The sequence below is a fragment of the Exiguobacterium sp. EA-TM-5 genome (genome assembly GCF_053878415.1).
Map to the genome: position 1 here is coordinate 2,819,679 of NZ_CM132670.1, position 24,068 is coordinate 2,843,746.

21 protein-coding genes are annotated in these 24,068 nt (G+C 44.9%); 3 read left to right on the forward strand and 18 right to left on the reverse strand.

The window, feature by feature from the left end:
- Nucleotides 1-190 precede the first annotated feature (190 nt).
- Both addA and addB read right to left on the reverse strand, forming a co-directional pair.
- Nucleotides 191-3,742: a helicase-exonuclease AddAB subunit AddA gene (gene addA / locus ACV3PA_RS14815; protein ID WP_053452674.1), complete on the reverse strand. Its 3,552-nt coding sequence runs from the start codon at nt 3,740-3,742 to the stop codon at nt 191-193.
- Nucleotides 3,739-7,170: a helicase-exonuclease AddAB subunit AddB gene (gene addB / locus ACV3PA_RS14820; RefSeq protein WP_456125142.1), complete on the reverse strand. Its 3,432-nt coding sequence runs from the start codon at nt 7,168-7,170 to the stop codon at nt 3,739-3,741. Before addB ends, addA begins: the two co-directional genes overlap by 4 nt.
- 136 nt (nt 7,171-7,306) lie before the next feature.
- Between addB and ACV3PA_RS14825 the strand changes: the two genes are divergently transcribed.
- The gene (locus tag ACV3PA_RS14825) at nt 7,307-7,684 is read left to right on the forward strand and encodes a truncated hemoglobin (protein ID WP_053452672.1); all 378 of its coding nucleotides are present in this window, start codon (nt 7,307-7,309) and stop codon (nt 7,682-7,684) included.
- A gap of 60 nt (nt 7,685-7,744) precedes the next feature.
- A complete protein-coding gene (locus ACV3PA_RS14830; protein WP_053452671.1) occupies nt 7,745-8,086 on the forward strand; it encodes a hypothetical protein in 342 nt (113 codons plus the stop codon).
- Between the two features lie 44 nt (nt 8,087-8,130).
- Here the strand turns inward: ACV3PA_RS14830 and ACV3PA_RS14835 are convergent, their stop codons facing one another.
- From ACV3PA_RS14835 to ACV3PA_RS14900, 14 genes are all read right to left on the reverse strand, one after another.
- Nucleotides 8,131-8,538: a hypothetical protein gene (locus ACV3PA_RS14835; RefSeq protein WP_053452670.1), complete on the reverse strand. Its 408-nt coding sequence runs from the start codon at nt 8,536-8,538 to the stop codon at nt 8,131-8,133.
- Nucleotides 8,539-8,635: 97 nt separating this feature from the next.
- Complete coding sequence (locus tag ACV3PA_RS14840; RefSeq protein ID WP_053452669.1) at nt 8,636-9,109, reverse strand: competence protein ComK; 474 nt, start codon at nt 9,107-9,109, stop codon at nt 8,636-8,638.
- A 110-nt stretch (nt 9,110-9,219) separates the two neighbouring features.
- Entirely contained in the window at nt 9,220-10,614 is a 1,395-nt protein-coding gene (locus ACV3PA_RS14845; RefSeq protein WP_053452668.1) for a sensor histidine kinase, read from the reverse strand.
- Complete coding sequence (locus tag ACV3PA_RS14850; RefSeq protein WP_023467381.1) at nt 10,611-11,273, reverse strand: response regulator transcription factor; 663 nt, start codon at nt 11,271-11,273, stop codon at nt 10,611-10,613. Before ACV3PA_RS14850 ends, ACV3PA_RS14845 begins: the two co-directional genes overlap by 4 nt.
- Before the next feature lie 134 nt (nt 11,274-11,407).
- The gene (locus ACV3PA_RS14855; protein ID WP_200904888.1) at nt 11,408-11,563 is read right to left on the reverse strand and encodes a hypothetical protein; all 156 of its coding nucleotides are present in this window, start codon (nt 11,561-11,563) and stop codon (nt 11,408-11,410) included.
- 96 nt (nt 11,564-11,659) lie between these two features.
- Nucleotides 11,660-12,094 carry a methylglyoxal synthase gene (gene mgsA / locus ACV3PA_RS14860; protein ID WP_053452667.1) on the reverse strand — a complete coding sequence of 145 codons (435 nt, stop codon included), beginning with the start codon at nt 12,092-12,094 and terminating at the stop codon, nt 11,660-11,662.
- Nucleotides 12,095-12,160: 66 nt separating this feature from the next.
- Nucleotides 12,161-13,708 carry a fatty acid--CoA ligase family protein gene (locus tag ACV3PA_RS14865; RefSeq protein WP_053452666.1) on the reverse strand — a complete coding sequence of 516 codons (1,548 nt, stop codon included), beginning with the start codon at nt 13,706-13,708 and terminating at the stop codon, nt 12,161-12,163.
- Nucleotides 13,709-13,832: 124 nt separating this feature from the next.
- On the reverse strand, nt 13,833-14,720 hold the full coding sequence (locus ACV3PA_RS14870) for an SDR family oxidoreductase (protein ID WP_456125143.1): 888 nt from the start codon (nt 14,718-14,720) through the stop codon (nt 13,833-13,835).
- A gap of 50 nt (nt 14,721-14,770) precedes the next feature.
- Nucleotides 14,771-15,760 carry a lipoate--protein ligase gene (locus tag ACV3PA_RS14875; protein WP_456125144.1) on the reverse strand — a complete coding sequence of 330 codons (990 nt, stop codon included), beginning with the start codon at nt 15,758-15,760 and terminating at the stop codon, nt 14,771-14,773.
- Nucleotides 15,761-15,800: 40 nt separating this feature from the next.
- On the reverse strand, nt 15,801-16,481 hold the full coding sequence (locus tag ACV3PA_RS14880) for a DsbA family oxidoreductase (RefSeq protein WP_456125145.1): 681 nt from the start codon (nt 16,479-16,481) through the stop codon (nt 15,801-15,803).
- A 144-nt stretch (nt 16,482-16,625) separates the two neighbouring features.
- Nucleotides 16,626-18,281, reverse strand: coding sequence for a glycerol-3-phosphate dehydrogenase/oxidase (locus tag ACV3PA_RS14885; protein ID WP_053452662.1), 1,656 nt, complete (start codon nt 18,279-18,281; stop codon nt 16,626-16,628).
- Between the two features lie 133 nt (nt 18,282-18,414).
- Nucleotides 18,415-19,905, reverse strand: coding sequence for a glycerol kinase GlpK (gene glpK / locus ACV3PA_RS14890; protein WP_053452661.1), 1,491 nt, complete (start codon nt 19,903-19,905; stop codon nt 18,415-18,417).
- Between the two features lie 30 nt (nt 19,906-19,935).
- Nucleotides 19,936-20,760, reverse strand: coding sequence for an MIP/aquaporin family protein (locus ACV3PA_RS14895; protein WP_053452660.1), 825 nt, complete (start codon nt 20,758-20,760; stop codon nt 19,936-19,938).
- Nucleotides 20,761-20,955: 195 nt separating this feature from the next.
- Nucleotides 20,956-21,519 (reverse strand): glycerol-3-phosphate responsive antiterminator, encoded by a 564-nt coding sequence (locus tag ACV3PA_RS14900; RefSeq protein WP_023467370.1) that lies wholly within the window; start codon nt 21,517-21,519, stop codon nt 20,956-20,958.
- Between the two features lie 170 nt (nt 21,520-21,689).
- Between ACV3PA_RS14900 and ACV3PA_RS14905 the strand changes: the two genes are divergently transcribed.
- Nucleotides 21,690-22,331: a YczE/YyaS/YitT family protein gene (locus tag ACV3PA_RS14905; protein ID WP_053452659.1), complete on the forward strand. Its 642-nt coding sequence runs from the start codon at nt 21,690-21,692 to the stop codon at nt 22,329-22,331.
- A gap of 58 nt (nt 22,332-22,389) precedes the next feature.
- Here the strand turns inward: ACV3PA_RS14905 and ACV3PA_RS14910 are convergent, their stop codons facing one another.
- Both ACV3PA_RS14910 and ACV3PA_RS14915 read right to left on the reverse strand, forming a co-directional pair.
- Complete coding sequence (locus ACV3PA_RS14910) at nt 22,390-23,133, reverse strand: ABC transporter permease (protein WP_053452658.1); 744 nt, start codon at nt 23,131-23,133, stop codon at nt 22,390-22,392.
- Nucleotides 23,111-24,028: an ABC transporter ATP-binding protein gene (locus ACV3PA_RS14915; protein WP_456125146.1), complete on the reverse strand. Its 918-nt coding sequence runs from the start codon at nt 24,026-24,028 to the stop codon at nt 23,111-23,113. The genes ACV3PA_RS14910 and ACV3PA_RS14915 overlap by 23 nt, the downstream gene beginning before the upstream one ends.
- Nucleotides 24,029-24,068: the final 40 nt, after the last annotated feature.

A 24,068-nucleotide genomic window follows, 5' to 3' on the forward strand; every position in this document is an offset into this window, starting at 1 on the left:
AAATTATCCATCATCAAAGTGACATATCTTCTTTATTTTACACAGTTCCTTCACAATAAGAAATGGAAATCACTTAAGAATCTGATTTTATCCCTTTATTCCTCATCCCTCTTTCGACCTATACTAAAACCTCCTTCGTCTCTACCTTAAGTAGGAGGACGAAGGAGGTTTCGATAGTAGCAACACTAAATCAAACTAAATCAATCGTTTCGTTTAAAGCAAACGCATAAATGACTTTGCGTGAAATTTGAATATGCAGAATCGCTTCTAATGCTTCTTGATACAGGTTCAACTGAGTCGCATACCTTTCCCGTAACATGTCAGCAGGTGTCTGTCCGATTTCAGTCGTAACGATTTGATCCGATTTATAGTCTAGTAGAATATACGATTCTCCATCCTGAATCAAACAATCGACGATTCCTTGCATGACAGCATCATCTGACGGCCCTGCCCAATCTTTCCGGAAACGTGACGCTTCGATTTTATAGGTAAATGGCAACTCTCGATAGACTTGGTTCGTCCGCAATCGTTCACAGAACAGCTGACCGATTTCTGAATCAAGGAATCCTTGTAATTGCACTGTTGCCTCCCGCATCGTCGTCGCTTCGATTGGCGTGATCCGCTCAGTCGCTTCCCATTGATCAATTTGTAGCGCAATCGCTTCATCCGGTTCATACAATTGCATCGCTAAGTGTAAGACCGTTCCTCGTTCCGCCCCACTTAAAATAGGTCCGAGGAATTGTGGTGTTCGGTAATACGTCGTCTGACGATATGTCGTTTCAAATGCCGCACGCTCAAGCTGTTCCGCACGTTTGAGTTCCGTAACGGTCTGCTTCGCTGCCGTTTCCGTCGCAAGTAGGTGTGGATACTGATACGCAAACGCCGATTCGACAAGTTCTTTCACTTGAGAATTAACTGGCACATCAATTTTTTCAAGCTTCTGGACATGTTCAAGCTGCTCTACAAGTGTTGAAATTTCTTGATACGGTGCCAATTCTTCTAGGGACATCACACGAATGGACCAATCCGTCTCATCTGGGCGCAATAAGCTGCTGCGTAACACTGCCGGAACAACCCATTCCGCGTAACTTTTAGCTTGCCTTCGGTCATTTTCAGGTAGTAAAACTTCATCCGGTGGCGTCATCTGCCAATTTACCATTTGATCTTCTAGATCCTTGACGGTTCCGACAAGAATTAATTTTTCCTTCGCTCGCGTCATCGCAACATACAGAACCCGCATCTCTTCTGCTTTCATCTCTCGATCCATTTCGCGGCGAATGACTTCCTTCAAAAGTGTCCCAGATCGCAAACGACGAATCGGATCGATAGCGTCTAAGGCAATACCATATGTCTTATGCAACTGAATCGCCTGCAGTTGATCCTGTTTGTTAAATTGTTTCGTCAATTGACTGACGATTGTTACTGGAAACTCAAGCCCTTTTGATTGGTGGATCGTCATGATTCGAACAACGTCCTCGTCTTCTCCAAGTGAGCGAGCTTCAGCAAAATCTTCTCCTCGTTCAATCAATCGATTGATCAGACGAAGGAAACGATATAGTCCACGATAACCGGACGTCTCATACTGCTTTGCTCTCTCGTACAGGGCATTCAAATTCGCCTGTCGACTTCTCCCTCCGGCGAGGCAACCAACATATTCAAAATACCCAGTTTGATCAAAGAGCGAACGAATGAAAGCAGGCAGTGCACTTCCACGTGCTTCTGTTCGCCATGCTTGAATCTGACGGATGATTTCATCGATTCGGAGACCGAGAGAAGACTCCTCTGTCGCCATTGCTAGCGCTGCCTCATAAAAGCTTCCCTCTTTTTGTTTGGCACGAATCCGTCCCAAATCACGATCCGCCACTCCGAAAATCGGAGATCGGAGTAGACTCGCAAATGGAATGTCTTGGAGTGGATTATCGATCGTCTTGAGCAATGCCATCATGATTTGAATTTCCGTCGCTTGGAAATAGCCACCGGTTGTATCTGCATAAACAGGAATCTCATACTGTTCGAGTACTTCAACGAGTGCCTGAACGCGCTTGCCGCGTGAGCGTGCTAACACGACGATGTCACGATATTCACAGGTTCGGAATCGATTTGCTTTTGCATCATAGATGAGATGCGGATGCTTCGAATCAACAAGTTCGAGAATTCGTGTCGCAATCGCTCGTGCTTCCACCTCTTCCTTTTCACTATCAAGTGGATCGATCAATAGCAACTCTGGCGCTACTTGCTCCGATTCTAGATAACTCAGATTCCCGAGTCGAAGGTGCGCCGCTTCATCGTAATCAATTTCGCCAACCGTCTCATCCATGACTTGGCGGAAGATTTGATTCGTTCCATCCAGCACCTCAAGACGACTTCGGAAGTTTTTTGTTAAATCGATGCGTGTTCCGACATCGGTCTGCTGGAATCGTTTGAATTTCTCAAGGAATAATCCCGGTTCAGCATGACGAAATTTATAAATCGATTGTTTGACATCACCGACCATGAATAAGTTTCCTGTCGCCTCATCTGTTTTCGAGACCAATTGAATGATTCGTTCCTGGACTTCGTTCGTATCTTGATATTCATCGACGAGAACCTCAACGAAGCGTTCTTTGAGAAGTTTTGCTACATCTGACGGTTGATCTTCTTCCGTCAAAATCTCTAGTGCAAAATGTTCCAAATCCGAAAAATCGACGATCCCACGTTGTTGTTTCGCTTCGAGATAATCGCTTGCGAATTGACGTACGAGTGTGACGATCGTTTCCACATGTCGGAGCTGAGACCGTAAGTCCTCTAAATAATCGACGCCAGTTTTTTGAACGAATAGTTCTTTCATTTTCTTAAACTCTGCAACAAGTCGCGTTCGCTCTGTTTGAAACGGTTTGATGCCTTCATCTCCGCGTGGACTCTTCCAGCGACCAAATTCTAATGCTTGAAAAGCAAGTGCAACCATCGACCATTGTCGTACCGACGTCTCAAGTGAGGTAAAAGGCGCAATATCCTGTCGCATCATGTTTCCCATTTCCACGTATCCAGATTGCTCCAGCTCAAACGCCAGTTCTCGGTAACGCCCTAATAAATTCGAGAGACTCTCCCATTCTAGTTCGACCAGTCGCTGCATGAGTGGAGAATCATCCGGGTCAATCGGCTGATCGTACTGACTGATTAAGTGTGCATAAAAAGCTTCTGGATCCGGTAAGGAACGAGAAAAGCGATAAAGATTCGAAATCAGTGACAACATTGCTTGATCATCTCGATCTGACGTATAACTATCGATCAAATCATAGAATCCTGAATCCTCAGAGGCATAAAAGGACTCAAAGACTGCTTCTAAAACATCGTCTTGTAATAATAGTAGTTCAGATTCATCAGCGATTCGAAACGCCGGATCCAGACCGATCCGGTAATAGTTTTCGCGTAGAATCGATAAGCAGAATGAGTGGATCGTCGTGATTTGGGCTCGGTTCATCAATTGACGTTGTTTTTTTAAATATAGATCGTCCGGTGCCTCTTTAATACGCTGATCCATGACCTCGATGACCCGAGTCTTCATTTCACGTGCTGCCGCATTCGTAAAGGTAGCGACAAGAATCCGGTCTGCAGATAACTCATCTTCAGGATCAATCAATCGTTGTGTCAGTCGCTCGACCAGGACGGCTGTCTTCCCTGACCCTGCTGCCGCTGAGACTAGGATATGTCCACCTCTTGCTGAAATGGCTTGTTGTTGTTCTTCCGTCCAACGTACACTCATTCTTCTTCCTCCTTCAGCCGTTCCAGTACTTCTTTTTCAGACATCGGTTTTAGTGGGCGATAGTGATTACCGAGTGATTCATCGAACTGACAAACTGAGCGATACTCACAAAAACTACATGGTGTCCGCTCCTGATAATCAAATGGATTGATGGCGATATCTCCGTCATAAATATCTTGACTACTCTCTTTTAATGCCTCCCACGCATGATTCATCAATGCCGATAAGTCTTCCTCTTGTACGACACCTTTCGTTTGTGTCTTATGAAGTCCATTTTTCGTAAACGTCACTTTGACAAGCGGTGATTTTTTTCGTTCGTCGTACGCAATATGATCCATCGCTCGTAGTACCTCGTCATTTTCTAGGATGACGCCTTGCATCTGATAGGACTCGAGTAACAATCGATTGCGCTCTTCTTCGTCAGCAGATAGATCGCCCCGCAACATCGGATTTTTGACGTGGAAGTAGAGTGCACCAGCTGGTTTTGCCTGCTGTTGATACAGTAACTCCGACTGTTCTACGACCGTCTTCAAATAAAGCAACATTTGAATGGCGAGCCCGTAATAGATTTCCGCGAAATCTAGTCCTCGTGCACTGGACTTATAATCAATGATTCGAACGTATAACTGATCACCGATCGTCGCCTGATCAATCCGGTCGATTCGACCCGTGAATTCAATTTCGGTTCCGTCCGGTAACGTAAAGCGTAATGGTGGGAAGGTCGCATTCCCAAAACTGATTTCAAATAAGTCAGGTTCAAAATCTGTTCGTTTTGCTTGTTCGACGAGCATTTTTGCTGTTTGCTCCACGACATCCGTCAATTTTTTCTTAATATATCCGAACCGACTCGAACTCATCAAGATCGCGTTCTGAATTTCCGGTGTCACCTTTTCGACAGCTTCCTTCGCGAGTGTTCCACATGTTTCTCCATCAATGTCTTTCCAATGTCGTCCCGAAGACTTGATACTGAGTGAAAGATCATTTAGTGCACCGTGGAACAAATTCCCGATGTCCGGCGCTTCGAATTTATACAGCTTCCGCTCGCGTAAACGAAGACCATACCGAGCAAAATGCTTATACGAGCAGGCGTTATACGTTTCAAAACGCGAAACGCTCGCTTGTAACGAATCACCGTATAAACGATGCGCTAACCCTTCTGGCAAGGCTTCTGCTTGATTTTGATAGAACAATGCGCTCGAGAATAGTCCCATTCGTTCGCGTCCCTGACCGTTCTCAAGAAGCGTATTGTATACTTCGAACCAAATCGGCTGAATCGGATAACGTCGTTGAAGACGACGGAGTTCGATTGCTGTCGCTGCTGCTGCACGACCCGGACTCGTCACGAAATCGAGTTGTTCTTGCGGGACGTGTTCACCAGCCTCCGCAAAGTGTGTCTTAATCGGACGGTCCAGCAACAGTTGTCGCTTTAATTGTTTCGTGATGGCTGCTGGCTGAAGCGCCTTTCCTTCTTCATCGACAAGTGCATAACTAACATACAATGCTTCGCTTGGAGCCATCATTCCTTGATAGAGATAAAACAGCTCATCATCAAACACGTCGAGGGACGCCTTTCCGACCGGAATCCCATGTTCGTGTAAAAAGTCATGATCACTTTCAGACAGTAACTTCGATTGATCTTGAACAAACGGAACCAGTCCATCATTTGCGCCAAGTAAAAAGACGACTTTCACCCGTTGGAGCCGTCCACGGACATAGTCCGTCGCGATGACTTGATCGAGCGATGGAGGAACAAGCGCAAAACGAAGGCTCTCGAGTCCTGTCTCGACCATTTGAACGAATAGGTCTGTCGATAACGTATGCTCGGGTGCAGCAGCTTCCAACTGTTCAAATAGGTGCAGCATCGCTTCATACACTTGATCATGCTCTCGGGCAGCAAGAAGCTGGTCTTGCTCTAGTGCTTGTTTACGCCACTCCATCAAACGTGCTGCAATTTTTTGTTCTTCAAGGAATTGATAGAGACCTTTCGTATAGGCACTCATCGTCTTCGCCTGCTTTAATCGACGGTGCAACGGTTCAATCAATTCGACTACGAAAGTCCGGAGTCGATTCAATTCCTCTTCTTGTACGAGTTCTTCTTCCGTCAAGCGAACTTCTTCTGCTAAGCGCCGCTTTAATTGCCACGGTTGTTGCCACATCGATCCTTTGATTCCTCGTTCGAGTACGAATGTCTCGAAACGATCGAGCGCTAGACGCGCATCTACTGCTGGAATTGGTAGTAGCTCCGTTTTGAGCAAACGAAATACCGTTTCCTCCCGATATCCCGATGTCACAATGTCTAAAGCGGATTGAATGAGGTCAACGAGCGGATGATGTACCATCGACTCACGTTGATCCAAGAAATACGGGATATCATACATTTGGAAGGCTCGTTCCAAGTGATCCGCATACGGCTCTAAGTGTCGCACGACGAATGCCATTTGATGGAAGCGATATCCTTTTTGCCGCACGAGTTGAATGGCCTTCCGAACAGCCGCCTCTGCTTCAACTTGACGGTTGACCGCAGCTGTCATCTGAAAGCCGTCGACGTCGTGATCGACAGATGGATATCCTGGCTTTAACAGTGCCTGCTCCAAATGTCTTAGCCCTTCAGAGCGGAACTTAACCGGCTGTTCATACAATACTTCTTCGTATGGAATTGATTGTTCTTGCATTTGACCAATCAACTGCATATAGCACCGCTGCGAAACGCCAAACGAGGTTTGCTTCGCATATGGATCCGTTGCGTCCATCGTAAAACTGATGTGCATCTCACATACTTGTTGCATTAAGGCAAGCAATACTTGCTGTTCCTGGAGCGAAAACTCGTAAAATCCATCAACGATGATCGTCGCTTGATTCAGTCGTGCTTTAGGAAGTAGCATGAGTAACGTCGTGTAGTAGTCGTCTGCATGAAGTGCTTTATTCACAATACGCTCCGTAAAGCGTTCATAAATCAAAGCGAGATCGTTTAATTTTGGCGATCGTTCGAGGGAGCGATCACTCACTTGGCGTAACATGTCTGGCTCAATCAACGAACGTTTAAATGATGCAATCAGTTCATCGAGTCCTTGGAAGAATCCCGGCATATTTTTCGTTCGTTTAAAGATTTTCAGTTCGTCTTCTGATTCCTCGACGACTTGCCGGAGTAATAACTGCGTCCCCGTCTCATCAAGAAATGGAATGGCTTGATTCCCGTAATCGCGTAAAATATGAAACGCAAACCGACGTAAACTCATGACCTCAAGGCGAACAAGACCAGCAATCCGTTCGTCCGTCGCAATCCGACGCTCCATTTCAAATGACATCTGATCTGGAACGATAAAATACATCTTCTCACCGAGTGGTCGTTGCTCGAGTTCTTGTACGACGCGTTCGATCAACTGTGTCGTTTTCCCGCTACCGGCACGTCCAATGTGCATATGGTTCATCAAGAAAACCTCCTCTTCGTTTTATCTACATCTAGTATCGCATAAACAAGAACAAATGTACTGTTTCTGACGAATGTCTTTTCCATCCGCATTTGCTATAATCAGGACAAATCTTATGTAAAGTTGGTGATGGTCCATGTCACTCTATGCAATGATCGGCGGCGAGCACGTTCTCGCATCCTTGATTCGTTCGTTCTATCATCAAGTCTACCATGATTCGTTGTTGCGTCCGTTGTTCCCTGACGATCGACATCGTGTCGAACAAGCACAGCTCTCTTTCTTGACCCAGTTGACGGGCGGTCCTCGTGATCCGGATCAAGAACCAACGAGTTTAGCAATGATTCACCGTCTCTTACCGATTCATGAAGAGCACGCCATTCGATGGTTAGAATTGATGGAAGTCGCTTCCGTCGATGCGATTCCAAATATAGAGGCACGGGGACAACTCATGGAGCGACTACGGATTGGTGCGATGAATGTGTTGCGCGTTTGTGAAGCACACCAGATGGATTGAGGGATTTTCCTTTCTCATCTGTCCAATTCCATGTAAAATAATAAATGGAGGCGATAAAACATGACGGAAGAACAAGAACAACGACCGGAACTCGTAAAGAATGCGATCGAGCAAGCAGAAGCATCGACGAACCAGGACGATACACTCGAAGAAGAGCAAACCGAGGAACAAAAAAAGTTAGACCATATTAAAGGTCTCGTAACACTTGAACGCGGATCTGATTACTATCGTGTCGTTTTTTATGACGACCATAAACATCTGATTTTCAAGGAACTTGATTACGATCGTGTAGACTTCGTAGGTCGTTTCTACAATGATAGCTTTGATCCGACAAACTTGACGGAACTAGAAGAAATCGCAGAAAAAGCACTCTCGACTTCTTTACGGAAGCGATTCCTTTAATGCATAAAAGAAGCCGCACTCCTAAGGGAGAACGGCTTCTTTTTTTATTGCTCGGATTGCTTTTTCTTACGACGGAGGACGTAAGCCAAAACACCACCAGCAACAGCGATTCCTGTTGCTGCCAAGATTGGGAATAAGACTTTTTTATTCGATGTAAGTTTTTGTTTGACCTGTTCGAGACGCGATGTGTTCGTCTCTTTTAAAGCGATTGATGTCCGACGATTCATCGTGACGTGTTTCGCAGCATCTGTCACGACGATTCGTTTCGTGACCCAGCGACGATTTCCACCATCATCAACGACCAATTGTCGTGCTCGTTTAATTCCCTTGATTCGTTTACCCGGTGTATTTTCTGGACGCACGATGCGGGAACTGATAAAGCGTCTGCCACCTGTCGCACCAAATCCAGGCTGTAATTTCCGGCGATTTAACCATTCATATGATTCATTCATTGTGTCGCGGTAAAAGTTACCGCTTCACCTCCCTATGATTTCTCTCTCTACTGTTTCTCCTTACGTAAGTAAGATTCCTGTTATGTGATTCCACTTTTCATCGATTCTTAAACTCAGATATCTGAAAACGACGTTGCATTTCATACGCTAACTCAAGTGTTTTAATCCGTTGTCGTTCGATGCTGTAAGCAGATGCGTCCGTATCAATGCATTGACCAGTCTGAAATTCGACCTGTACTTTACCGGATTTTTTCTGAACAGTCTTCATCTGCTTGAAATTAATCCACACACATTCTTCTTTTTCCTTAGCTGTCGTCGGAAAAAAGATTGTCTGCGCCTGCCAATCAATTAAAACAGGTGTTTTTCGATTTGGTCCAAGAACATGTCTTGCCGCTTCAATCCTACCACGCATTGATGAACCAAAATATAAGCACGATTCTTCAATCAATTTAATCGGATGTCCCTCTAAAATACTTTCAGAGTGCTCTTTGATGACAAGTGTCTGTGGTTCTCCGTACTGACCATATCGTGGAATGAGGGCAAGTGTCTCTTCAGTGATCGGATATGACATATTCTTCGCTCCCTTCTTGGATTAAATTGGTTATATCAAATTTCCGTTGCCTCTGCATGAATATGACGATTATTTCCTACTCAAAAAAACGAGATCAAAAGATCCCGTTTTTAGTATTCTTTCCTATTTTTTTCATCTTGTTCTTCATTCTGTTCAATAAAATGACGTGGAAAATTAAAAATCACACAAACTTTTCCGACTCCATTTCCCGCAGACCGATTCTCAATTGCTACCGTACCGTCATGACGTTCGACGATTCGTTTGACGATATAGAGACCAAGACCAAACTTCCCTTCCTTGCCCCGTGAAAATTGATGGAACAGTGGTGAAGAGGCATCGAGCGGTGGTCCATCATTTTCAATTTCAATATGAACGTGATCTGCTGTTCCAGACAATCGGATGTCAATCTGTGTTTCGGCATAACGAATCGCATTGTCCATGACATTTTCGAGTGCAACTCTTAATTGTTCCCCTTCCCCAAGAACAATTCCAGCTTCTCCACTGACATGCCATTTTAGTGACTTCGTTCCGGAAAAGCGATTTTGCAACAGATGGATCATCCGGTCAATATCAACATTATCCCACGTCGAACGGTCGAGTTCGAAATAATCGAGTTTCGTGACGTAAAGAAGTGCTGCGACTTTTTTCTCCAACCGTTCCGCTTCCTCATCGATAACCGATACGGATCCGGTTAAATCACCGTCGGGGTAAATACCATCTGAGATGGACTGAGCATAACTTCGAATGACCATGATTGGCGTCTTCAAATCATGCGAGATGTTTTGAAGTAGTGATTTTTGTGCTTTATCTTGTTTTTCAAGATCCATCCGCATCGCATCGACGGATCGTGCCAGTCGTCCAATTTCATCCCCACGATCGAGCGGTAGTGGTGTATCCCATTTTTGAGCCGCGATTTTTCCAACTGCTCTTTCGATTTCGACGAGCGGATGCGTCAGACGACGCGCCAACCAAAAAGCAATGAATAACGTAAAGATACTACCAATGATCACGACAAAGCCGATTTTTGAAAAGAGTTGTGTAATCAATTCTTGTCGATAAGCATCCCATACGTATGAGACACGATAGTAGGTTTCGCCGCTTTCTTCCATTTTACGAATACTATAATAGACATCTTCTTTATCAAGACGTGTCGTATATTTCGCCGTAATCGTTTTTTGATCAATCGCGTCACGATACATCTGATTAATCAGTTGTTGCGGCGCCCCACCGTAATAAAGTTTTCCGTTTTTTGAAAGGAGAAGAATATTAACGGAACGGGATTCTTGTTTTCGACGATCGAATTCAATCGGATTATCTTGTAGCATCTCGATGACAGAGGCATCCTTTGAGAAGAATACTTCGCTATTCTCGAGCGTCGCATAGACTTGTTCATCGATGAAGTTTCCAATCGATGAACGGATGACAAGGAGAATGACTGCAGATAAGGTGACGATGACGAGCAGAAACATCGCCCAAATCTGAAATCCGAGACTGCGATTTTTCATGCAGACACCAGGCGATAGCCGATGCCGTAAATCGTTTCGAGTTCTAGTTTCGATAATTTTTTACGGACACGACGGACAAGATCATCGACGACGCGGTCCGAACCGAAATAATCGTCACCCCAGACACTGACTAGAATCTGCTCGCGAGACATCGGCGTCCCGATTTGTGTCGCAAATAAAATTAAAAGATCATACTCTTTCGACGTTAGATCGATTTCTTGACCATTTTCCTCGATGATTCGTTTCTCAGGATAAATCATATAATCGCCGTATTGAATGACGCCACTTTTCGGTGTCGCATACGTGCGTGCCAAGATTTTTTTGACACGAATGACCAGTTCACGCGGAAGGAACGGCTTCGCGATATAATCGTCCGACCCCATCTCGAGACCAATGATTTTATCGATATCCTCATCACGCGCTGAGATGAAAATGACGGGTGTCGTTTCATCATGTGCCTTGATTCGTTTAATCAATTGAAAACCATCCATATCCGGTAACATGATATCTAAAATCCATAAATCTGGCTTCTCTACGATGGCAGAGGCTGCTGCCTCACCAGACGTAAACGATTTAACTTGCCATCCTTCTTGTTCCAAGTACTTCACGAGTACACGATTCAAGTTCACTTCATCATCAACCAAATAGATTGTATGCATGGCTCTCACTCCTCGACTAATGTGCTTTGTTTCAGTGTATCAAAGGAATTCCGCAAAATTATGGGAGAGTGGATAATAATTCAAAAAAACCTTTCTTTTCAAAAGAAAAGAAAGGCGAAGTCATAAATTTTCTATTATTTGACGAGACGGAGCGCTGGATACGCTACTTGCTCGTTCTTTGAAGTCACAGGTGTTACCTGTTGACGCCGTTCGATTTTTACGACGTGCGTCAAAAATCCGACGCCGCCTCCTAGTAATACCGTTACACCCGTCATTAATAGAATCTCCATTTTCTTCGCCACCTTTTCCATCGCAATTGATAATCAGTATCATCCTCAACCTGACTATAGCATGCTTAAACGAAAATGAGAAGCGTTCTCATAAAATTAATCGTCTAAAAACTTTTTTTGTTCCAGTTCATGACGTTTTCGGATGATTTCCTTCCAATCGAATTGCCCTTGTTCGAGTCCATTGATTAAAATTTCAGCTGTCCCGACATTCGTTGCGAGCGGCAGATCGTACACATCGCATAATCGAATGAGTGCCGAGACATCCGGTTCATGCGGTTGCGCCGTCAGCGGATCGCGTAAAAAAATCACGATATCAATCTTTCCTTGCGCCACGAGTGCTCCGATTTCCTGATCACCGCCAAGTGGACCTGATTTACAGCGATGGACATGCAAATCTGTCGCCTCCATGATTCGTTGCCCAGTCGTTCCTGTCGCATACAATGTATTTTTCTTGAAAAACTCTGCGTAAGCTCGAGTAAAGCCCATCATCTCGTCTTTTTTTTCATCATGCGCGATCAAAGCGATATTCATCTGTATCCCCTCCTTCTTGTCTATGCACAGAAAAAGAACTTCAGAAACCTGAAGTTCTTAAGCCACTTATGAATTCGTCGGTTGTTTCTTCAACACGGTCCGTAAAATTTTACCGGTCGTATTACGAGGCAATTGTTCGATGAATTCAATCTGTGTCGGACATTTATATTTGGCAAGTGATGTCGCACAGAACGTCTGTGCTTCCTCTTCCGTCATGGGCTCTCGGGCGACGACGAACGCTTTAACAGCCTCTCCCATCTCCTCATCTGGTATGCCGATGACCGCTGCTTCAATGACGTTCGGATGCTGGTAGAGCACTTCTTCGACTTCGCGTGGGTAGACGTTATAACCACCAACGATGATCATGTCTTTTTTCCGATCTACGATATAAAAATAGCCATCCTCATCTCGACGTGCTAGATCACCCGTATACAACCAGCCATCTCTTAACGTCGCTTGTGACTCTTCTGGCATCTTATAATAGCCCGTCATGACGTTCGGACCACGAACGATCAATTCTCCGACCTGACCATCTGGTAATTCTTGTCCGAGTTCATCGACGACTTTATTTTCGACATCAACGATCGATGTCCCAATCGAGCCTGGCTTCTGGACACCATTGACCGGGTTAAAACAAGTAACAGGTGACGCCTCTGACAGACCGTACCCTTCAAGGATATGACACTGGAACGTCCGGTCGAATGCTTCAAGAAGCGGCACCGGAAGACTTGCTCCCCCTGAGACGAACAAACGCGTCGACTCAAAATAAGTCGCATATTCCGGATGTGCTTTCACAGTTTGCAGTAAGAAATTATACATCGTCGGAACACCTGCAAAGATTGTGACCTGTTCTTTTTTCGCTAACTCGAATGTCTCTTGTGGCGAGAAACGTGACGCAATGATGATTGATGCCCCATGTGCGAGTGAAGCATTAACGACGACCGTCAAACAAAAGACATGAAACATCGGTAACACAGCAAGTGTCCGGTCGCTACTCGATACATGTAGATAATCGCCGATCGAGCGCGCATTTGATGTCAGATTTCGATGCGATAACATCGCGCCTTTTGGTTTTCCTGTCGTCCCACTCGTATAGAGAATGACAGCGATATCGTCCAGTTCATTTGTTACTTCAGTCAATGGATGCTCGATTTCGAGCCAGCGATCAAGTGTAATGAATGTCACTTGTTGATGCGTCTCGTTTGGTCCTTCCTGACCCGCGTAAGGAACAGATACGACGATCTTGAGGTTTGGTAAATGGACAAGACGATCTTTTGCTGCTTCGACGAGCGGCGCAATTCCTAAAATCCCTTTCACATCACCGTTCATCAGGATATACCCGATTTCATCTGGCGTGTATGTAGGGTTAATCGGAATCGCAATAGCGCCTTGTTTCATGATGGCATAGTACGCGACTAGGAAGGATGGACTGTTTCCTAAGATAAGCGCAACATGATCACCCTTTCGAATTCCGTTCGCTTCGAGCGCGCCGGCTGCCCGGTGAAACTTCTCGACGAACTCACGATAGCTGACTTGCGTGTCCTCAAACACATACGCCGTTGAGTCCGGATGCGTCCGAGCTGTTTCCTCAACGGATTGAATCAATCCAAGCATGAGCAAAATTCCCCTTTCGAATGAATGACTATTCATTTTTTACGTAAAAAAAATCCATACGTAGTCAAAAGCGACCGTATGGATAGTGTAACACTTTTTGGAAACGTTTTCACCGAGTTTCTTTTTAACCGTTAACGATGACACCGCCATTTAAATGAAGGACCTGTCCTGTCATGTAACTCGAATCATTACAGGCGAGGAACACGTAAGCAGATGCCATCTCAGCCGGCTGACCTGGACGATCCATTGGCGTGTTTTTTCCGAATGTCTTGACTGATTCATCCGGGAACGTCTCCGTGATGAGCGGTGTCCAGATTGGACCTGGCGCGACGGCGTTGACACGAATGCCCTCTTTTGCCAGATTCATTGAAAGACTCCGCGTGAAGCTGACGATTGCTCCTTTAGTAGCAGAGTAGTCGATCAATAATGCGTTCCCCTCGTATGCTGTCGAAGAAGTCGTATTGATGATAGCAGAGCCAAGTGAAAGGTGCGGTAAAGCAGCACGCGCAAGACGCATCATTCCGAAGATATTCGTTTTAAATGTCTTCTCCATCGACTCATCCGTGATGTCCTTCAGACTATCTTCTGGTTTTTGCATACTCGCATTGTTGACGACGATATCTAAGCGACCAAAACGGTCGATCGTTTTTTGAACAAGTGTTTCACAGTAGTCTGCGTCCCCAATATCTCCTTTAGAAAGTAGGACTTCGCCTCCCAATTCTTCAAGACGCGCCTTCGTTTCTTCCGCCCCCTCTTGATCGCCATAAAAGGCAATCACGACTTTTGCCCCTTCTCGGACATAAGCAATTGAGACAGCGCGTCCAATCCCAGAGTTACCTCCTGTGACGATTGCGACCTTGCCTTCTAGTTTTCCCGCTGCTTTATAATCATCACGTTCATAATATGGTAACGGCTGCTCGTCCTCAGTCTTTGGTAACCCTTCAGAAATGCGTTCAAAATTAATAAAGTCCGTCAAAGAACCTTCTAAAAAGTTATCTTTATTGTAGCCCATGAAAAAAACTCCCCCTATGCAGTTGATAGAAGGAGTTTTCCCATAAAGACTTATGCTAAAACGTCTAGGACCTCGTCGAGTTCGACAGCTCCAAAATATTTTTTCAATTCATAACGACCCAGAACTTCACGAAGTGACGCGCGATCATAACGTGAACCTTCTAGCGCCCGTGCGATTTCTTCCGCGTCTTCGACCCCGAAGAAGTCGCCATAAATCTTTGCATCTTCGATGATGCCTTTTTTGACGTTCAATCGGAAGTCAATCGTCCCGATCGGGAAACGCTTCTTATGGATGACGTCGAATTTCGGGGATTTCCCGAAGTTCCAGTCCCAGTTGCCATAACGTTCTGCTGAAATGGCGTGTACTTTATCCCAGTCTTCCTCTGTCAAGATGTACCGTTCAATCTCTTTCCCTTCATAGATCGAGGCAAGGAGATGGTCAACGAATTGTTCCATCGTCAACGGTTCTGTTAGAAATTCCGAGATATTCGCGACGCGGCTCCGAACTGATTTAATGCCTTTTGAGCGCATTTTTTCTTCGCTAACGACAAGCGCATTGACGACTTCTTCGATGTTTGAATCGAGCATTAATGTACCATGGCTAAACATCCGTCCTTTTGTCGTGAACTGAGCGTTACCACTGATTTTTCGGCTTCCGACATGGATATCATTGCGACCAGAAAGCTCTGCTTCGACACCGAGCTTATGCAATGCTTGTACAACCGGTTCCGTGAATTTTTTGTAGTTGTTGAAAGAATCGCCATCATCTTTCGTCAAGAAACTGAAGTTCAAGTTTCCTTCGTCATGATAAACAGCACCACCGCCGGAAAGACGACGGACGACGTGGATGCCGTTTTCTTCGACATACTTCAAATTGACTTCTTCATTCGTGTTTTGATTTTTTCCGACAATGATGGACGGACCATTAATATAAAACAAGAAATAGTCTTCTTCATTGACGTTCAAGTTGTTCAAGATGAATTCTTCGACAGCGAGATTGATTCGCGCATCGCGAATCTCAGGATGGAAGATGAATTTCATTGGGGATTCGTGCTCCTTTTATAATGGAATCAAAATACGATCAGTTACAGCCGTCAACACCACAAGCATCGCCTTCCGCGATGATTTCAAGTGTTTGTTCTTGACGCATCTTCGCGAAAACTTGTTCAAATGCTTCGACTGGTTGGGCACCAGAAATGGCATATTTCCGGTCAAAGACGAAGAATGGAACACCGCGGACGCCCAGTTGTTGCGCCATTGCTTCTTCTTCCCGAACATCTGTCGCTAGTTCTTGTGACGCGAGAAATGCTTTGACGTCTGCTTCAGCAAGTCCTGCTTCTACTGCGATTCGTGTCAGAATGGTTGGGTCATTCAAGTCTTCTCCATTCATGAAATAAGCTGTGAACAAGGCTTCTGATACTTCATTCATCTTACCATGTTTCTTAGCGAATTGAGTCAGACGATGAGCCTCGAATGTATTGGCTGGGATGACTTGATCCATCTCGTAATGTAATCCTTCTTCGCGTGCCGTATCAACGACACCTTGCGACATATTTCGTGCTTGCTCGAGAGTCGTTCCATATTTAGAAGCAAGAATTTCATACAATCCTTGCGTCGGCACTGCCGGCGCATTTGGATCAAGTTCAAAACTCTTGAATTCGACCTCGACATCTTGCTTTTCGTTCACAATCGCTTGTTCTAAGCGACGCTTCCCAATATAACAAAACGGACACGCGTAATCAGACCATACTTCTACTTTCATCAGTGTTCTCTCCTTTTTGTGCAGTATCATACATTAAGCATAGTCGCCTCTAAGCAGAGTTGCAATCTTTCCGCCCAAGTCACTCTTAATCCATACAAAAAGAGCCAAGATCGTTTTGATCTTGGCTCTTTAACTACTTATCGTTTATTCTGTAACGATTGCATGTGCTGCATCTTCGATTTCGATATCGAGTTCTTTCGTGTAAGCAGCCGTTTGATCTGCTGTCCAGTTTAGAACAGATTTCATCTCTTCGATGACCGCGTCTTTATGAGCACGAGCCCATGCGATGTCAAAGAAGACGGCACCTGTACGACGAATGAAGAAGTCAATCGGACGAGCGACCATTTCATGTTCGATACCATAATGAAGTTGAACGTAAACCGAACGTGGAAGAGCTGTCGTAGCTGCATCGTATGCTGCTGCATATTCAAGCACTTTCGGTAGGTTCGAACCGTAGCGTTTCGCTAAGAATTGAACTTCTTCTGTCGATAAACCATTTGAAGCCGTTTGAGCTTTTAGGAATTCAGCAAATCCTTTTGCTCCACCGACGTGTCCACCAGACATTGGCATGTTTTTCGTCGAGCAACGTGCATATGCGACGTTGTCTTCTTTTTTCAAGAGTTTTGCGACGAGATCAACGACATGTTCGCCCATTTTACGGTATCCTGTCAATTTCCCACCAGCAATCGTGATGAGACCTGACTCAGATTGCCATACTTCGTCTTTACGCGAAATTTCAGAAGGATCTTTTCCTTGTTCATAGATCAACGGACGTACACCAGCCCAGCTTGATTCCACGTCTTCCGCTGTTACTTTGACGTCTGGGAACATATAGTGAATCGCATCTAAGACGTAGTCTTGGTCTTCGACTGTGAACTTCGGATGTGCTGTATCTTTATCGAAGAACGTATCTGTTGTACCGACGTATGCTTTTCCATCACGTGGAATCGCAAAGATCATCCGACCGTCCGGTGTATCAAAGTAGACTGCTTGTTTGAGTGGGAATTTCGATTGGTCGATAACAACGTGGACACCTTTTGTCAGGCGAAGTTGTTTTCCGACTTTTGATCCATCTTTTTCACGTAATTCATCGACCCATGGACCTGTCGCATTGACGACTTTTTTCGCACGGATTTCATGTACGTCACCAGTTAAAAGATCTGTTACACGCATCCCAACGACTTTTCCAGCATCGTAAATGAGTTCTTCTGCTTTTGTATAGTTGACGACGCGTGCGCCGTGCTCGACCGCTTCTTTCATGACTTCAATCGTAAGACGAGCGTCATCTGTACGGTACTCGACGTAGTAACCGCCACCTTTAAGACCTTGTTGTTTAACGAGTGGTTCTTTTGCTAATGTTTCTTTCGCAGATAACATCGAACGCCACTCGGAACGTTTAACACCTGCTAAGAAGTCATAAACACGAAGACCAATTGACGTACTGAACGGTCCGAACGTACCGCCTTTATGCATCGGAAGTAACATCCACTCTGGTGTCGTGACGTGTGGTCCGTTTTCGTAAACGATCGCGCGTTCTTTACCGACTTCAGCGACCATTTGAATTTCGAATTGTTTTAAATAACGTAGACCACCATGGACTAATTTCGTTGAACGACTAGACGTACCGGACGCGAAATCCTGCATTTCGACGAGGCCAATCTTCATACCGCGTGACGCTGCATCGAGTGCGATTCCCGCACCTGTGATCCCGCCACCTACGACGAGTAGATCGAGTTCTTCACGTGTTAATCGATTGTAGACATCTGCGCGGTTTTTGCTTGAAAATGGTTGGTTAGCCATGAATAGTTCCTCCTGTTTAGGTTCGAAAAAAAAGAGACCACAACAAACACGCTGACTATGTCAACTGCTGCTGTGGTCTCTCCATATTCTCCGACCGATTTATTAACTTGACCTTACTATAACATAGATCACATCATTTGAACAACATCGTAGCTTGAACAGCTTTTTTCCATCCACCGTAGAGTGCATCCGTCTCTTCTTTTGCCATGCTTGGCTCAAAACGACGTTCTTTTTTCCATTGGGTAGCAATCTGTTCACGGTTCTCAAAGAATCCGACAGCAAGACCTGCGAGGTATGCTGCACCTAACGCTGTTGTTTCATTGATTTCCGGACGTTCAACCGGTGCTTGAATGATGTCACCTTGGAACTGCATCAAGAAGTTATTCTTCACCGCTCCACCGTCAACACGAAGTGTCTTCATCTCGATTCCTGAATCTTGCTCCATTGCCGATAGGACATCACGCGTTTGGTAAGCAAGTGATTCAAGTGTTGCACGGATGAAGTGTTCTTTTTCCGTCCCACGTGTTAAACCAAAGACCGCTCCACGGACGTCAGAATCCCAGTATGGTGTTCCAAGACCCACGAAAGCAGGTACGACGTAAACGCCGTCTGATGACGTGACACGTGTCGCATATCCTTCTGATTCTTTAGCATCATCAATGAGACGTAATCCGTCACGTAACCATTGAATCGCAGAACCTGCGACAAAAATACTTCCTTCTAAAGCATATTCGACTTTTCCGTCGACACCCCACGCAATTGTCGTGAGCAATCCATGGTCTGATTTCACGGCCTCTTCACCTGTATTCATTAACATGAAGCAACCTGTACCGTACGTGTTCTTCGCCATTCCTTTGTCGAAACACGCTTGACCAAATAATGCGGCTTGCTGATCGCCTGCTGCTCCTGCAATCGGAACCGCCTCACCAAAGAAATGATATCCTGCTGTTTCAGCATAGACTTCTGAAGAAGGACGAACCTCTGGAAGCATTGCTTTAGGGACATCTAAGATTTCAAGTAATTCATCATCCCATTTTAATTCGTGGATGTTATACATTAACGTACGACTTGCATTCGAATAGTCGGTCACATGTGCTTTTCCGCCGGATAATTTCCAGATGAGCCACGTATCGATTGTACCGAACAAGAGTTCACCACGTTCAGCACGTTCCCGTGCTCCTTCGACATGATCCAAAATCCATTTGACTTTCGTACCAGAGAAATAAGCGTCAATCAATAGACCTGTCTTCTCACGGAAGAGCTCGGCATGACCGGCTGCTCGAAGGGCTTCACAAATTTCAGCCGTTTGTCTCGATTGCCACACGACTGCGTTGTGAATCGGTTTCCCTGTTTCCTTTTCCCAGACAACGGCCGTTTCACGTTGATTCGTGATCCCGATACCGGCAATCTGTGACGGTTTTACGTTCGCTTCCGTCAGACAAGTCGCCACGACCGCAAGGACACTTCCCCAAATCTCGTTTGCGTTGTGTTCGACCCAACCTGGTTTCGGAAAATACTGTGTGAATTCCTGTTGCGCTGAATGTACGATCTCACCGGCACGGTTAAACAGGATCGCACGTGTACTCGTCGTACCTTGATCCAATGACAAAATGTAGTTCTCCATCTCTTCCCCATCCTTTTGTATCTAAATAAGTTAAGCTGACTTTGACTCCACTGACGTTGTTTTGTTCGGACGAACACCGAATCTATAGCATAAGCCTAATATGATGATTGTCACAAGTCCTACAATCCAAAAAGCTGGTGTGTCTTTTCCTGTGAAGACCGAACGATAAAACAATCCACCAAGACTTCCACCAAGAACTGGTCCGAGAACCGGAATCCAAGAGTAAGCCCAGTTTGAGGATCCTTTACCATGAATCGGTAAGATGAAGTGGGCGATACGTGGACCAAGGTCCCGCGCTGGATTCATCGCATATCCTGTCGTTCCTCCAAACGACATACCGAGACTGACGATCAAAAAACCGACAATCAAAGGATTTAGACCATCTGAGAACTTATTCGCTCCGATCGATAACAACCCAATGACAAGTAAGAACGTCGCAATCATTTCACTCATTAGATTGGCGAATGTATGTGGAATCGCTGGTGACGTCGCAAAAACACCAAGCTTTGTTCCTGGATCTTTCGTCTCTGCCCAGTGTGGTAAGTAATGGACGAAAACAAGACTCGCACCAAGTATCCCACCCGCAATTTGAGCGACGATATAGCCCGGTACATCTGCCCATGCAAATGAACCGTCAAAGGCTAAGCCAAGCGTCACTGCAGGGTTAAGATGAGCGCCACTAAACTGACCAACGGCATATGCTGCAATCGCTACGGCAAAGCCCCAGGCAAATGTAATGACAATCCAGCCTGCGTCCTTCGCAAACGATTTCGTTAAACTAACGCCTGCACCAACACCATTTCCAAGTGCGACAAGTAAGGCTGTGCCTAAAAATTCCGCTAATATGGGTGACATATGTGTTCCTCCTTTTAATTATGTGAAAAAAGCAACATAAAAAGAAGATCCACGTCAGCTCATACTTGAAGTTGCTTCAAGCAGAACTCACACGTGAATCTCCCTTTTCTCCGTCACTTTGTATCAACTTGATATCACTATAACAATCAGTGAAAACGCTGTCAAACATTCCGAATGATTTTCATCACATTCCGATTAAGAACGTGGTTCAAAATGACGCCATAAATCCTTATTTGAGGTCGTAATACTTGAGGCACCGGCTTCAATCGCTTGTTCGACTTCTTCGACCGTATCGATGAGCCCACCCGCAAATACGAGGCGTCCCGTCTTTTCTTTCACTTCTTGAATGTACTTTGGCATTAGTCCTGGAAGCACTTCGATGTAATCAGGTTGTGTTCGTTCCATGAGTTGATAACTTTTTTCAAGCGAACTGGAGTCAAGTAAAAACATGCGTTGCATCGTCTTGACCTTTTTTTGACGTGCTTTTAAGATGACGCTCGCCTTCGTTGATATGACGCCATACGGCTTCAACTCCTGGCAGACATACTCGGTTGCATACTCATCATTTTTTAACCCTTGAACAAGATCCATATGCAAAAACATTTTCTTGTCGTAACGATGTGCCATTTCATAAACTGCTTTCAGACGCGAGACATGCATTTCGAGTAAGACCCCATATTCATACGGACTCTTAAGCATCTTTTCGAAGTCTTCTAATTTTCTAACGGAAGGCAGGATCTTCTGTCCAAAATATGTCATACGTTCTCCCCCTGATTCGTAATGTGTCCTAAGTATGTCGTGAAACCTAAGGATTAGGCAATGCTCTTTTCATGAAAATAAGTGAAAAGAGCGCTACGATTAGGGTATAGCTTAACGAAACGATTTATTATCAGGAGGTGAACGCGCAGTCCTACCGTCTGTGCACGTCAATGAGTCAGCAAAAACGGATCATCATTTATTTATTCTCAATTCTAATCAATGCCTTAGGTAACAGCTTCATGGTGACCGCCTCGATCGGAAGTGCACCTTGGACTTCCGCAAGCGAAGCCGTCGCCGCCATTTCACCGTTAACCGTCGGACTAGCGATTATTGTCTTACATGTGCTCGCCTTGATTGCGGCACTTTCTCTTGGGAGCCGCTTCAGTTGGTGGACGATCGTCCTCAGTTTTGCACTCGTCGTCCTCTTTGGTGCCGCGATTGATTTCTTCTTATCGATCCATCAATTGATCTACACACCCCAAGGACTTTGGATGCGTGCTTTGTACATGTTGATTGGTATGCCATTAATTTCACTTGGACTCGCACTCTATCTCCAAATCGGATTTGTATTAATGCCACCGGATTACTTGATGAAGTCACTCATTAGTCGATTTAAAAGTACATCGCTCGGAGCAACGATTAGTCTTGGGATTCCTTTCGTAATCGCTAGTCTCTTTTCACTGATCGAACGTGAACTGATTGGAATCGGTGTCGGAACTTTTATTTTCTTATTGTTGAACGGTCCACTGATCGAATGGTTCCAACGAATCTTCCCGATTACGGCACGTCCGCCAAAACGAACCAGTTCTTAATACTGCAAAAGAGCTTCTGCTGATTGATGAATTCATCGATCAGCAGAAGCTCTTTCATTTACGTGTATGATTTTCTTTGGAAGACAAGAATCGATGCACCTAACAGGACAATGATATGTGCCAATACGAATAAGATAGAGAATGTCAAAGATGTCCCCATTGCTTCACTGATACCATAAGTCATAGAATCCTTGAAATACATCGACCAGTCTAAGTGCATGAATACGATCCACTTAGCGATTGCTGGCTTGAAGTTGATCAGTAAGTTACCAGCAATGCTCGTAAAGAACTGTGCCAGTACAGTGAAACCGATGATCATTCCAACAGAACGGAATAACAATGAGAAGAATAGCGTCATGAATATCGTAAAGATCGGACTAACGACTCCAACGATTGTGTCTCGGAACAGAATCGGATCTCCTGCCTCTGAAAACGCAAATGAGCCTGCATAGACGATTGCAGCGATGAACACGAATTGAAGTAACATGATCAAAACCGAGAAAATCAGCTTCGAAAAATAAATCGTCATTCGTGAATACGGGCTCATCAATAAATGCTTCATCGTATCATAACGCACTTCATTCCCAATGGCTTCTGCTGTAAAGACGATTGTTATGATTCCTAGTAGCGATGTCAGCAAAAGGAATGTCAGTGAATAATAGTCATAACGTGTGAACTCAAAATCATTCGTCTTTGCAACGATGATAATACCAACTGCGATAACGACATATAGCGCTAAAACGATCTTCGCTTTTTTAGTCACCCACCATTTCATCCATTCATTTTGTATGAGCGAAAGCATGTGAATCCCCCTCTTTTTTCGTTACTTGTAAGAATTGTTCTTCGAGCGTCAAACGTTTGACCGTCAGTTCATGTAAATCAGCAATCGGCACGACAAGTCGGGCAATCGCTGGACATTCGCTTTCTGGTGCCGTGATGATGATTTGCTCATCCAGCACTTCTGACGGATAGTTTGCGACGCGAAGCGCTTCAAGGACGTCTATTTTCGCTTCCGCATTAACACGAAGAGCGATTTTCGCTCCCGTTTCATTACGAACCGATTCGACCGATTTAATGACACCTTGGTCAATGATGGCATAGCGATCACTGATTTGCTCCATTTCACTTAACATATGGCTAGATATTAAAATCGCGATATCCTGCTCACGTGCCATTTGTCGTAAATATTCACGGAGCTCTGCAATCCCTGACGGATCTAAACCGTTCGTTGGCTCATCTAGAATCAAGACCCGCGGATTATGTAACAGTGCACGTGCGATACCAAGTCGCTGCTTCATCCCGAGCGAGTACTCACCGACCTTCTTAGACAGTTTCCCTTCTAGACCAACAAGACGCGCTAATGCGTCATAATCCACTTGATCGAGTCCTGGAATTAAATTTTTCGCATGAATCAGGTTTTGTTTTCCTGTCAAATAAGGATAAAAGGCTGGATTTTCGACGATTGCTCCGATTTGCGTCAACGCTTTCGAACGCTCTTCGACGACATCGAACCCATTAACCGTAACTTTCCCTGCATCCTGTTCGAGTAGACCCGTGATGATACGAATCGTCGTCGTCTTCCCTGCCCCGTTTGGTCCGAGGAAACCGAATACTTCACCTGGGGATACCTCAAAACTGACGTCTTTTAAAATTTGCTCTTTTCCAAGACGCTTTGAGATATTTTCAATTTTTAACATCAACTCTTCCTCCTTATTCATATTTTGTCTATGCTATTAG

What these genes read in the sequence shown, in the direction of transcription:
- ACV3PA_RS14905 (WP_053452659.1), top strand. Translation starts at nt 21,690, where the DNA reads ATGAGTCAGCAAAAACGGATCATCATTTATTTATTCTCAATTCTAATC.
- ACV3PA_RS14910 (WP_053452658.1), bottom strand. Translation starts at nt 23,133, where the DNA reads ATGCTTTCGCTCATACAAAATGAATGGATGAAATGGTGGGTGACTAAA.
- ACV3PA_RS14895 (WP_053452660.1), bottom strand. Translation starts at nt 20,760, where the DNA reads ATGTCACCCATATTAGCGGAATTTTTAGGCACAGCCTTACTTGTCGCA.
- ACV3PA_RS14850 (WP_023467381.1), bottom strand. Translation starts at nt 11,273, where the DNA reads ATGCATACAATCTATTTGGTTGATGATGAAGTGAACTTGAATCGTGTA.
- ACV3PA_RS14840 (WP_053452669.1), bottom strand. Translation starts at nt 9,109, where the DNA reads ATGTCATATCCGATCACTGAAGAGACACTTGCCCTCATTCCACGATAT.
- ACV3PA_RS14870 (WP_456125143.1), bottom strand. Translation starts at nt 14,720, where the DNA reads ATGGGCTACAATAAAGATAACTTTTTAGAAGGTTCTTTGACGGACTTT.
- addB (WP_456125142.1), bottom strand. Translation starts at nt 7,170, where the DNA reads ATGAACCATATGCACATTGGACGTGCCGGTAGCGGGAAAACGACACAG.
- glpK (WP_053452661.1), bottom strand. Translation starts at nt 19,905, where the DNA reads ATGGAGAACTACATTTTGTCATTGGATCAAGGTACGACGAGTACACGT.
- mgsA (WP_053452667.1), bottom strand. Translation starts at nt 12,094, where the DNA reads ATGAATATCGCTTTGATCGCGCATGATGAAAAAAAAGACGAGATGATG.
- ACV3PA_RS14835 (WP_053452670.1), bottom strand. Translation starts at nt 8,538, where the DNA reads ATGAATGAATCATATGAATGGTTAAATCGCCGGAAATTACAGCCTGGA.
- ACV3PA_RS14885 (WP_053452662.1), bottom strand. Translation starts at nt 18,281, where the DNA reads ATGGCTAACCAACCATTTTCAAGCAAAAACCGCGCAGATGTCTACAAT.
- ACV3PA_RS14880 (WP_456125145.1), bottom strand. Translation starts at nt 16,481, where the DNA reads ATGAAAGTAGAAGTATGGTCTGATTACGCGTGTCCGTTTTGTTATATT.
- ACV3PA_RS14830 (WP_053452671.1), top strand. Translation starts at nt 7,745, where the DNA reads ATGACGGAAGAACAAGAACAACGACCGGAACTCGTAAAGAATGCGATC.
- ACV3PA_RS14875 (WP_456125144.1), bottom strand. Translation starts at nt 15,760, where the DNA reads ATGAAATTCATCTTCCATCCTGAGATTCGCGATGCGCGAATCAATCTC.
- ACV3PA_RS14900 (WP_023467370.1), bottom strand. Translation starts at nt 21,519, where the DNA reads ATGACATATTTTGGACAGAAGATCCTGCCTTCCGTTAGAAAATTAGAA.
- addA (WP_053452674.1), bottom strand. Translation starts at nt 3,742, where the DNA reads ATGAGTGTACGTTGGACGGAAGAACAACAACAAGCCATTTCAGCAAGA.
- ACV3PA_RS14825 (WP_053452672.1), top strand. Translation starts at nt 7,307, where the DNA reads ATGTCACTCTATGCAATGATCGGCGGCGAGCACGTTCTCGCATCCTTG.
- ACV3PA_RS14855 (WP_200904888.1), bottom strand. Translation starts at nt 11,563, where the DNA reads ATGGAGATTCTATTAATGACGGGTGTAACGGTATTACTAGGAGGCGGC.
- ACV3PA_RS14865 (WP_053452666.1), bottom strand. Translation starts at nt 13,708, where the DNA reads ATGCTTGGATTGATTCAATCCGTTGAGGAAACAGCTCGGACGCATCCG.
- ACV3PA_RS14915 (WP_456125146.1), bottom strand. Translation starts at nt 24,028, where the DNA reads ATGTTAAAAATTGAAAATATCTCAAAGCGTCTTGGAAAAGAGCAAATT.
- ACV3PA_RS14845 (WP_053452668.1), bottom strand. Translation starts at nt 10,614, where the DNA reads ATGAAAAATCGCAGTCTCGGATTTCAGATTTGGGCGATGTTTCTGCTC.